The following is a 9,935-nucleotide window of genomic DNA, read 5'->3' on the forward strand; positions in this document are numbered from 1 at the left end:
TTTATGCCCGCTCTGTTTTTATCTGAAGCCCAGTTCCGTCTACAGCGCGCCCTGCGACTCCAGGAGAACGGCAAGGCCCCGGAGGGCGTCTTCCGCCTTTTCGCGGCTTACAGCCCCGTTCAGGGCGTTCTCGCTGATGCCCAATTCCACCTCGCACCCGTGCTGGAAGTCAGCCGTCATCACGTGAAGCAACGACCGGGCGTCCACGCCGTTGATACCGGCTTTGGCGATCGTCACAGGAAGCCCGGTGTCGGTGACGGCCCGGACAAAGATGGCTGCCGGCCGTGCGTGCAGGCCGACGGAGGCCGTGACCACGGCCTTGTGTGTTGGCAAAGGGGACTCCTTCGTCGTGACGGCCCCCATCCGTCGGTAACAGAATTTCCTGACCAAATATAGCGGGCCTGCATCGTCCACTACCAAAGAAGGTATCGGCTGCACGGAGCTGGTCTAGACCTGCCCTACGATTGAAGGGGAAAATCGACGGCAGGGAGACAGACCATGGCGGTTGGCGCTAAGGGAATCAGGGGCGAGATTGACCGTGCCAGCGGCACGGCGATCTATGTCCAGCTGCGGGAGATCCTGCGGAGCTACATCGCTGAGTCCTGCCCGCCGGGTTCTGCGCTGCCCTCCGAGCGGGATCTTGCGGAGCGGTTCGGACTTGCCCGGATGACCGTCCGCCAGGCGATCGACGCGCTGGTGGGTGAAGAGGTCATTGAACGGGTGGTGGGACTGGGCACCTTTGTCCGCCGGCCAAAACTCGACCTTCAGGTAAAGCTGACCTCCTACAGCGAGGAGATGCAGCGCCGCGGCATGGTCCCGGCAGCCAAAGTCCTCAGCTTCGAACAAATCGGCGCCAGCGCCTTCCTCGCGCGTGAACTGCAGCTGGACGAAGGGACGCCGCTGGTGCGCTTCCGCCGGCTGCTGCTCGCTGACGGTGAGCCCATGAGCGTTGATGAAAACTTCATTCCTGCCCACCGGGTGCCCGGACTCCTCGATGGTGAACCCCCGACGTCACTGTATAACGTCCTCAGCGAGCAATTCGGGCTGGTGATGGAGTGGGGCGAGGACATGATCGAGGCCACCGCTGCTTCGCCGTCCACCGCCCGGCTGCTTAACGTCGAGGTCGGGTCTCCGTTGCTGAAAATCCAGCGGCACGCCTTCGTTGCCCGGGCAATGGTGGACTATTCGGTGTCCTACTACCGTGCGGACAGGTACAAGCTGTGGGTTCCCCTGCAGCGTCCCGGAGCACGCCGGGCGCGGAACCACTAGACCTGGCAGGAATCCTGGCGGCCTGCCTGGGTCCGGCTGCCTGAAGCCTGCCGAACAGGCAAACAGAAGAGGCCCGGTCCATGTGGACCAGGCCTCTTGCTGTCTGAACGCGGATCTTAGTGGGACAGGCTCTTTGCTTCTTCGGGGGCTTCAACCGCTGCATGACCGTGGCCGTGGGCGGCTTCCAGCTCTGCAGGAGTGGCAGGAGCAACCCGGTCCTCGAAGAACCACTTGGAGAGGAACGCGCGGCGCTTCTCCTTGCTGGTCACCACACCGTGCTCGTTCGGCACGGCCGGAAGCACCTCAGGCGACTCGAATCCCACCAGCTTGTAGCGCTTGTACTCATCAAGAGGTGCGTGGACCTCGATGAATTCGCCGTGGGGGAGACGGACGATGCGGCCGGTTTCGCGGCCGTGGAGTGCAATCTCGCGGTCCTTGCGCTGGAGGGCCAGGGCAACGCGCTTGGTGACGATGAACGCAATGATCGGGCCGATGAAGAACAGGGCGCGCAGCCAGTACGTGACATCGTTCAGCGAGACACCAAAGTGCGTGGCGATGAGGTCGGAACCTGCAGCTGCCCACATCACGCAGTACCAGACGAACCCTGCCATGCCGATCGCCGTACGGGTCGGGGCGTTGCGGGGACGGTCCAGGACGTGGTGCTCGCGGTCGTCCTTGGTGATCCACCGCTCGATCCACGGGTACATGAACATCACGGTGAAGAGGATGCCGGCAGGCACGAGGGCCGGAAGCAGGACGTTGAAGCTGAAGACGAAGCCGAACCAGTCCTGTTCCACCTGCCAGTTGCCCAAGGTGCCGGGCATCAGGCGCAGGGCGCCGTCAACGAAACCGATGTACCAGTCGGGCTGGGTACCGGCTGACACGGGAGAGGGATCGTACGGGCCGTAGTTCCAGATCGGGTTGATGGTGAAGAAACCGGCCATCAGGGCCAGGACACCGAACACGATGAAGAAGAAGCCACCGGCCTTGGCGGCGTAGACAGGTCCCAGAGGGTAGCCGACAACGTTGTTGTCGTTGCGGCCCGGGCCGGGGTACTGGGTGTGCTTGTGGACGACCACCATGAAGAGGTGCAGCACGATCATCAGCAGGATCAGTGCCGGCACAAGCAGGATGTGCAGCATGTACAGGCGGCCGATGATGGCCGTTCCCGGGAACTCCCCGCCGAACAGGAAGAACGAGATGTACGTTCCGATGACCGGGATGGACTTGATCACGCCGTCGATGATTCGCAGGCCGTTGCCGGAGAGCAGGTCATCGGGGAGGGAGTAGCCGGTGAAGCCGGCAGCCATCGCGAGGATGAGGAGCACGCCACCCACAACCCAGTTCATTTCGCGGGGCTTGCGGAACGCTCCGGTGAAGAAAACCCTCAGCATGTGCACGGCGATGGAAGCCACGAACAGCAGTGCCGCCCAGTGGTGGACCTGGCGCATGAACAGGCCGCCGCGGACGTCAAAGGAGATGTCCAGCGACGAGTTGTACGCCACCGACATTTCGACGCCCTTAAGGGGAACGTAGGAACCGTCGTAATGCGTCTCCGCCATGGACGGATCGAAGAAGAACGTCAGGAACGTGCCCGAGAGGAGCAGGATGACGAAGGAGTACAGTGCCACTTCGCCGAACATAAAGGACCAGTGGTCCGGGAATACCTTGCGGCCGAATTCCCGGAGGATTCCGGAACCGCCAACACGTGCATCGACGAAGTCGGTGAACCGGCCTGTCTTGGTTTTGGCGACGAAAGCGGGCTCAGCTGTTGATGCTGCGCTCATGCATATCACGCTCCCAGTAACTTGGTCCTACGGGTTCTTTGAAGTCGCTGGTGGCGACCAGGTAGCCCTCGTCATCAACTGCGATGGGCAGCTGGGGGAGAGGACGGCTGGCGGGGCCGAAGATCACCTTGCACTCCTGCGTGAGGTCAAAGGTGGACTGGTGGCACGGGCACAGCAGGTGGTGCGTCTGCTGCTCGTAAAGAGCAACAGGGCACCCGACGTGGGTGCAGATCTTGGAGTAAGCAACGATTCCGTTGTATCCCCAGTCCTCGCGTCCCGCGGAAGGGTTCAGCGACGCGGGATCAAGGCGCATCAGCAGCACAACTGCCTTGGCCTTCTCGTTGAGCTTGCCCTCGTGGAGTTCGTTCAGGCCTTCGGGAATGACGTGGAATGCCGAGCCGATGGTGACGTCCGATGCCTTGATGGGCGTGCCGTCGGGGTCACGTGCGAGACGCTTGAGCTGCCCGTCCTGGGGAGCCCACATGGTGTGGGCAAGCTTGTTGTCCGGACGCGGGCCGAGGTCGCCGAAGATGGCGACCGCCGGAAGCGGTGCGAGTGCAACGGCACCCAGCAGGGTGTTCCGGATCAGCGGACGGCGCTTGATGCCCGTCTCTTCCACGATGTCGTCAACGATGCGGACGGCAGCCTGCCGGTCCTCTTCGTAGCGGATTGCGTGGCGTTCCTCGGAGACTTCGTGGTCCGGCATCAGGGCCTTGGCCCAGTGCACGATGCCGGTGCCGATGCCGAGCATCGCGAAAGCCGTTCCAAGACCCAGGAGCATGTTCTGGATCCGGATGGTGTCAATGGTTGAGTCTCCAGGCCCCAGATCGATGGCAAAGTACGCCACCAGGAAGATCAGGGTTCCAACAACAGAGATGCCAAATAGTAAGGCGACCTGCCGTTCTGCCCGCTTTGCGGCCTTCGGGTCCGTGTCAGCCAGGCGCAAACGGTGCGGGGGAATTCCAGGGTCCTGGAACTTCTCCACCTCATTCTGACCAGCCGTAGCTACGGTGCCCGAGTGGTTCGGACTGCCGTCACTATGGTTGCCCATAATTCGCCTCATCCTTCTCTCGTCCCGGCGGTTGCCGGGTTAGTTTCTAATATCAACCTGCTGACAGGGCAGCAGAAGTTTGTTGGTGCGTTGCCGGACGTCAGGACGTACGGGAGGTCAGCCAGATGGTGAAGGCGATGATGACACCCAAGCCGGCAACCCAGACAAACAGGCCTTCTGCGACGGGACCAAGGGAGCCAAGGTCAGCGCCGCCGGGGGAACCGCTGGTCTCGATCTGCTTCAGGAAGGTGATGATGTCGCGCTTGCCTTCGGGAGTGATGTTGGAATCACTGAAGACGGGCATGTTCTGCGGGCCGGTGACCATGGCCTCGTAGATGTGCTTTCCGGAAGTGTCAGACAGTGCCGGAGCGAACTTGCCGCGGGTCAGTGCACCGCCGGCGGCAGCAGCGTTGTGGCACATGGCGCAGTTGGTGCGGAACAGTTCGCCACCCTCAGCAGCGTTGCCGCCCTCATCCAGCAGGTGTTCCTCAGGGATTGCCGGGCCGGCTCCCAGGGAAGCGACGTAGGCTGCAAGCTGGTGGGTCTGTTCATCGTTGAACTGGACCGGCTTCTCCAGGGCCTGCGGGCCGTTCATCTGCATCGGCATGCGCCCGGTGCCCACCTGGAAGTCAACCGCAGCGGCACCCACGCCCACCAGTGAAGGACCGTCCTGGCTTCCGCTGGCGCCCATACCGTGGCACGTGGCGCAGTTGGCGGCGAAGAGCTTGCCGCCTTCCTCAACGTCGTTTGCGCTGTAGGTGGTGGTGGAAGCCTTGGCCTCGTTGACGGTGGTGGCGACGGCATAGAGCCCACCCGTGAGGAGGAGACCCATCAGGAGCAGCGCTATGGCTGCAAGTGGGTGACGCCGCTTTTGTGAGAGTGCCTTCACGTGGTGGTTCCTTTATTCGTTCCTGCGCCGGCTCCGGGAGCCGCTACCTGAAATTCTGCCTCTTGTAGAAAAAGAATCAAAGCTGGCTACTTGAGTACGTAGATGACCAGGAAGAGGCCGATCCACACAACGTCCACGAAGTGCCAGTAGTACGAGGTGACGATCGCGGACGTTGCCTCGAAGTGACCGAACTTCTTCGCGGCAAATGACCGGCCCATGATGAGCAGGAAGGCGATCAGGCCGCCGATGACGTGGAGGCCGTGGAAGCCCGTTGTCATGTAGAAGGCCGAGCCGTAGGCGTTGGAGGACAGCGATACGTGCTCGGAGACGAGCATTGCGTATTCGGTGGCCTGGCCGGCGACGAAGAACGCGCCCATCAGGAACGTCAGGGTGAACCATTCGTTCATTCCCCAGCGGGAGAACTGCAAGGCACCCCCGGTCCGGCGCGGCTGGAGCCGCTCAGCGGCGAAGACGCCCATCTGGCAAGTGAAGGAACTGGCCACGAGGACGATCGTGTTAACGAGCGCAAAGGGGAAGTTGAGCTTGGCCGTCTCGTCCGCCCACATCTGCGCGCTTGTGGAGCGCAGGGTGAAGTACATGGCGAAGAGACCGGCGAAGAACATCAACTCGCTGGACAGCCACACAACGGTTCCAACGGAAACCATATTGGGGCGGTTCAGCGTGGGGTGCGCCGGGGTACTGGGGGCATGGGTCGCAGATGTCACATAGACATTATGTCTGTAAATGTCCGTGCTGCCCAACGCAAACCGCCTTTTCGGGGGACTTTTTCTACAAAGACGCGAAATCGCCGGGAAAAGTTCCCGCGGCCGTTCATATTGGTCAGTCCCCGCCATCCCTCGATAGCATCAGGAGGTGACTTCACAGGCATCTGCAGCGTCCGGCAACACCTGGCCCCGGTTGATCTCGGCATTGATCAGCGGCAGGGACCTCACGGCGGACAACACCTCCTGGGCGATGGACACCATCATGTCGGGGGAGGCCACGGCTGCACAGATCGCCGGCTTCCTGGTTGCCCTCAGCGCCAAGGGCGAAACGGTGGAGGAACTGTCCGGCCTGGTGGACGCCATGCTTGCCCACGCCAACCCGGTGGCCATTTCCGGTGAGAAGCTCGACATTGTCGGTACGGGCGGCGACCAGCTCAACACGGTGAACATATCCACCATGGCGGCCCTTGTAGCGGCCGGCGCCGGCGCCAAGGTGGTCAAGCACGGCAACCGGGCCGCATCGTCGTCGTCCGGGTCTGCGGACGTGCTGGAGGCACTGGGCGTCCGCCTCGACCTGTCCATTCCACAGGTTGCACGCAATGCCGAAGAGGCGGGCATCACCTTCTGCTTCGCGCAGGTTTTCCACCCGTCGTTCCGTCACACGGCCGTTCCGAGGCGCGAACTCGCCATTCCCACGGCCTTCAATTTTCTTGGGCCCCTCACCAACCCCGCCAACGTGCAGGCTTCGGCAGTGGGAGTCGCAAATGCGAGGATGGCGCCGCTGGTGGCGGGTGTCCTGGCCCGGCGCGGAAGCCGCGGCCTGGTGTTCCGGGGGAATGACGGCCTCGATGAGCTGACCACCACCGGCCCTTCCACCGTGTGGGAAATCCGCAATGGTTCTGTGGGCGAACTGACATTCGATCCCCGGGACCTGGGGATCAGCCTGGCCACGGTGGAACAGCTCCGGGGCGGCGACGCCCAGGCCAACGCGGCAGTGGTCCGCGAAGTGCTTGCGGGCAAGGAAGGACCCGCGAGGGATGCAGTGCTGCTCAATGCCGCGGCCGGCCTGGTGGCTTTTGACCGTGCTGCCGGAGGGCCGTTCCTTGACCGGATGAAGGACGCCTACGGCCGCGCCGCGGCATCGGTTGACTCCGGAGCTGCCGCAGCCGTGCTGGAGAAGTGGGTCTCCCTCACCAGCTCCTAGGGGTGCCTACTGCTCGAACCCCAATGAAAATGCTGCGTCCAGGTCGTGCTGCGAGTAGGCCCGGAACGCGATGTGGGTAGTGGTGTGAACCACGGCGGGGACCTTGGACAGCCTGTCGGCAATGACGTCGGCCAGGTCTTCGTGCCGGGGTACGCGGGCAACGGCGATCAGGTCCCATTCGCCAGTCACTGAATACACCTCGCTGATGCCCTCGATCGCGGAGATCTCCTCTGCTGTCTCGGGAATACGGGCAGCGTCAGTTTTGATCAGAACGAATGCGGTGATCACGATGAACCCTTCCGGATCTGTTGCGCCGCGGGCATTGCCCGGCAAGCGTTTCGGTACTGTCAGCCTATTACACCAACCATGGCCGCCAGGGCCGCGCCGTCCCGGTGCCCGGCCGGGAAGTCACACGGTCCGTCTGCGCCGGATGGCGGCCAGCAACAGACGGTAGCCAAGCAGCAGCACACCCAGGCTGAGCAGCGCCACGATGATGAAGGGGAGCACAACTGTTTGGCCGGTGGCGGCCCGCAGGAGCATCCCGCCCACCAGGCTGCCAAGCCAGACTCCCAGCCCTGACCGGCGCACCGAGAACGGGTCCCGCCACGCCCTGGTGGCTAGCCACCCGGCCGCCGCCCCGGCAAGGAACGGCCAGGCAGTGAGCAGGACGCCCGCCACAACATCCCCGCGCTGGTGGGCATCGCGTCCGATGGCGGCAAACAGCAGGATCAGCACGGTGTCTGAAACGGCCGCAGCGGCCACCAGGCGGGCGGAGGGCGGCTTCACGGGCAACAGGTACCGGGAACTCATGCATTCGAGCCTAGCCGCCCGTTCCCGGCCGACGCGATCCGCACTAGGCTCAAGCCGAAAGGAGCAACCATGCCACGGAAGATCGGGACCTGCCTCTGGTTCGAGAACCAGGCGGAAGAGGCCGCAACGTTTTACACCAGCGTCTTTGACGATTCAAGAATCCTCGACATCTCCCGGTTCGGGGAGGAAGCGCCGGGGCCGACAGGTGAGGCCATCGCCGTCGATTTCGAACTGGAAGGCCGCAGTTTCACCGCGCTGAACGGAGCACGGACGTCCAGTTTCACTGAAGCGGTATCCTTCGTGGTGGACTGCGAGGACCAGGCCGCCGTGGACCGGTACTGGGCTGCTTTGACCGACGGCGGCACGGAAAGCCAGTGCGGATGGCTTCGGGACCGGTACGGGGTGTCGTGGCAGATTGTTCCCGCCATCCTCCCCTCGCTGATTGCCGGACCGGATCCCCAGGGTTCGCAGCGGGCGATGCAGGCAATGCTGGGCATGCGGAAACTGGACATCGCCGAACTGCAGAAGGCCTACGACGGTTGAGGCTAACGGGATACCAGCCCGTTCCCGTAGCCGGAATCGCACTTGCCGTCGTGGATCACCCCGTTGCCGGGTGCCACGGCGTAGTTGCTGCCCGGGTTGAACACCGCTGTCCGCACGCCGGTAACCTGGACGGCGCACGTCTGGGCGAAGGATAGACTCTCCCCTTCGCCGCCGATCCACATGTCGATCCACAGTGAAGCGTCACCGTGCTCTTCAGCTCCGGTATGGCAGGGCCCAAGTTCCGGAGCCGGTCCGTCGCCGCACGCGTCCTCCACGATGAAGTACCGGCGTACGTCCGGCAGGTAGATGCGGGTGCCCGCGGGGACATCCAGCACGCTGGTGCCCGTCTCCTTGGAATGCCCGACGGCGATGGTCACCGGATCTTCGTACGTTCCGGTTCCGCCGGCCACCTTGTGCAGGACAGGGTGGCTGATGATGGCGGAGCCCGCTGGAGTGTTGTCGTACCAGGAATAGGCCGTGATGAAGACGTCGGAGACCACCGTTTCACCCGAGGCCCGCGGTGCGCCTCCGCAGCCGGCGGCGGCCAGGAGGACAAGGCAGAACCCTGACAACGAATAGGTACCTCGTCCCATCCGCCCCCTCCAGAACTGCCGGCCGCTCCGCATCCCTCATTAAAGCGCAACTGCCCGTCATCAAGGGGCTTCCGTGAACCCATTTCCCAGCAGCCTGCCGAACTGGCGGGCTTCCTGCTCCACTCCGCTGCAGCTGTGGGACACGCCCTGGTGCTCCGGGTCGCAGGCGGTATCCCTGCTAAGGGACCACATTGACATCCTGCCGATGCCGCGGTCCCTCGCAAAGGCATTGAGGCGCTCAGCATCATCGAGCGTGAACACGTTTTCCTCCAGATCGTTCACACCAATCATGGGCGTCAGCCCGATCCTGCTCCAGGCCTGTTCGTCACCGTTCAGCTTGCCTGCTTTCCCAAAAAGATCCACGAGTGTGCGATGGGTTGCTTCTGCGGCCGCTGCCGACGCATCGAACATGCTGAGGCCTGCAGGGAGCGGACCGAAGTTCATGGTCATGATGTTGATTCCCGCCACCTCGACGCCCGCATCGAGCATGGTTTCAACTGAAATTGCGGCGGCGGGCGTCAGCCCGTCCCGCGAAACGGGCAGCGTGAGCCAGACCCGGAGTGGCTTGCCGGATGGCCGTTCGGCCTGCAGGCGTGCCATGGCGGTGGCCCGCCTGGCGGCGGCGGCGGGGTCCGACGCTCCTTGTCCTTCAATGTCCAGGTCCACGACGTCGAGGCCATACCTGGCAATGACCGTGGCGTATGCCCTGGCAAGGGATTCCTCGTCGGAACAGGCAACGGCCAGTTCCGTGCCTTTCTGGCCGCCGAAAGATACCGCAACGTTGTTCCCCGCGCTTCGGTAGGCGTCCAGCTGCGCGTCAAGGTCAAGCCTGTCGCCTGCCAGTTCCAGATCGTAGGACCCGCCCCACGAGGGTTCGCAGGGCCGGGCGGGGTCGGAACTGATGAAGGAAAGGACAGTGGTGGACGGTCCCCCCGCGGGGGCATCCTCGAGGCGGAGCGCCGGAAGGAGCGTGACGTCGAGATAGCCCCCGAACCACGGGGAGACCTGTTCGCCAGGATTCACTCCGGCCTCCCCGCTGGTGTCGTCCCCTTGCGCGGATCCAC

General features: G+C 63.5%; 12 protein-coding genes. 3 read left to right on the forward strand and 9 right to left on the reverse strand.

Annotated features, from left to right (window positions below):
- Nucleotides 1-39: 39 nt before the first annotated feature.
- On the reverse strand, nt 40-333 hold the full coding sequence (locus P2Q66_RS21830) for an HPr family phosphocarrier protein (protein WP_079596160.1): 294 nt from the start codon (nt 331-333) through the stop codon (nt 40-42).
- A 165-nt stretch (nt 334-498) separates the two neighbouring features.
- On the opposite strand from P2Q66_RS21830, the gene P2Q66_RS21835 reads away from it, so the two are divergent.
- Nucleotides 499-1,269 (forward strand): GntR family transcriptional regulator, encoded by a 771-nt coding sequence (locus tag P2Q66_RS21835; protein WP_079596159.1) that lies wholly within the window; start codon nt 499-501, stop codon nt 1,267-1,269.
- A 116-nt stretch (nt 1,270-1,385) separates the two neighbouring features.
- On the opposite strand, the gene P2Q66_RS21840 is transcribed toward P2Q66_RS21835, so the two are convergent.
- The 4 genes from P2Q66_RS21840 to P2Q66_RS21855 all read right to left on the reverse strand — a co-directional run bounded on the left by P2Q66_RS21840 (nt 1,386) and on the right by P2Q66_RS21855 (nt 5,721).
- On the reverse strand, nt 1,386-3,056 hold the full coding sequence (locus P2Q66_RS21840) for a cytochrome bc complex cytochrome b subunit (RefSeq protein WP_079596158.1): 1,671 nt from the start codon (nt 3,054-3,056) through the stop codon (nt 1,386-1,388).
- On the reverse strand, nt 3,034-4,107 hold the full coding sequence (locus tag P2Q66_RS21845) for a Rieske 2Fe-2S domain-containing protein (RefSeq protein ID WP_079596157.1): 1,074 nt from the start codon (nt 4,105-4,107) through the stop codon (nt 3,034-3,036). Before P2Q66_RS21845 ends, P2Q66_RS21840 begins: the two co-directional genes overlap by 23 nt.
- A 100-nt stretch (nt 4,108-4,207) precedes the next feature.
- Nucleotides 4,208-4,996 (reverse strand): cytochrome c, encoded by a 789-nt coding sequence (locus tag P2Q66_RS21850; protein ID WP_079596156.1) that lies wholly within the window; start codon nt 4,994-4,996, stop codon nt 4,208-4,210.
- 86 nt (nt 4,997-5,082) lie between these two features.
- Entirely contained in the window at nt 5,083-5,721 is a 639-nt protein-coding gene (locus P2Q66_RS21855) for a heme-copper oxidase subunit III (protein WP_176156796.1), read from the reverse strand.
- 148 nt (nt 5,722-5,869) lie between these two features.
- On the opposite strand from P2Q66_RS21855, the gene trpD reads away from it, so the two are divergent.
- Entirely contained in the window at nt 5,870-6,925 is a 1,056-nt protein-coding gene (gene trpD / locus P2Q66_RS21860) for an anthranilate phosphoribosyltransferase (RefSeq protein WP_275731505.1), read from the forward strand.
- A gap of 6 nt (nt 6,926-6,931) precedes the next feature.
- Here the strand turns inward: trpD and P2Q66_RS21865 are convergent, their stop codons facing one another.
- Entirely contained in the window at nt 6,932-7,213 is a 282-nt protein-coding gene (locus P2Q66_RS21865) for an Lrp/AsnC ligand binding domain-containing protein (RefSeq protein WP_050687163.1), read from the reverse strand.
- A 120-nt stretch (nt 7,214-7,333) separates the two neighbouring features.
- Nucleotides 7,334-7,735: a DUF3054 domain-containing protein gene (locus P2Q66_RS21870; protein WP_275731507.1), complete on the reverse strand. Its 402-nt coding sequence runs from the start codon at nt 7,733-7,735 to the stop codon at nt 7,334-7,336.
- A gap of 69 nt (nt 7,736-7,804) precedes the next feature.
- Between P2Q66_RS21870 and P2Q66_RS21875 the strand changes: the two genes are divergently transcribed.
- Nucleotides 7,805-8,278, forward strand: a complete 474-nt coding sequence (locus tag P2Q66_RS21875; RefSeq protein ID WP_275731508.1) for a VOC family protein — start codon at nt 7,805-7,807, stop codon at nt 8,276-8,278.
- Nucleotides 8,279-8,280: 2 nt separating this feature from the next.
- Here P2Q66_RS21875 and P2Q66_RS21880 read toward each other — a convergent pair whose 3' ends face one another.
- Both P2Q66_RS21880 and P2Q66_RS21885 read right to left on the reverse strand, forming a co-directional pair.
- Nucleotides 8,281-8,871, reverse strand: coding sequence for a hypothetical protein (locus tag P2Q66_RS21880; RefSeq protein WP_275731510.1), 591 nt, complete (start codon nt 8,869-8,871; stop codon nt 8,281-8,283).
- Between the two features lie 60 nt (nt 8,872-8,931).
- Nucleotides 8,932-9,935 (reverse strand): chitinase (locus P2Q66_RS21885; RefSeq protein ID WP_275731512.1); only part of this gene is annotated, 1,004 nt, incomplete at its 5' end.

The organism is Arthrobacter sp. Cr_A7, assembly GCF_029222765.1.
In the GTDB taxonomy this organism is placed as follows: Bacteria; Actinomycetota; Actinomycetes; order Actinomycetales; family Micrococcaceae; genus Arthrobacter.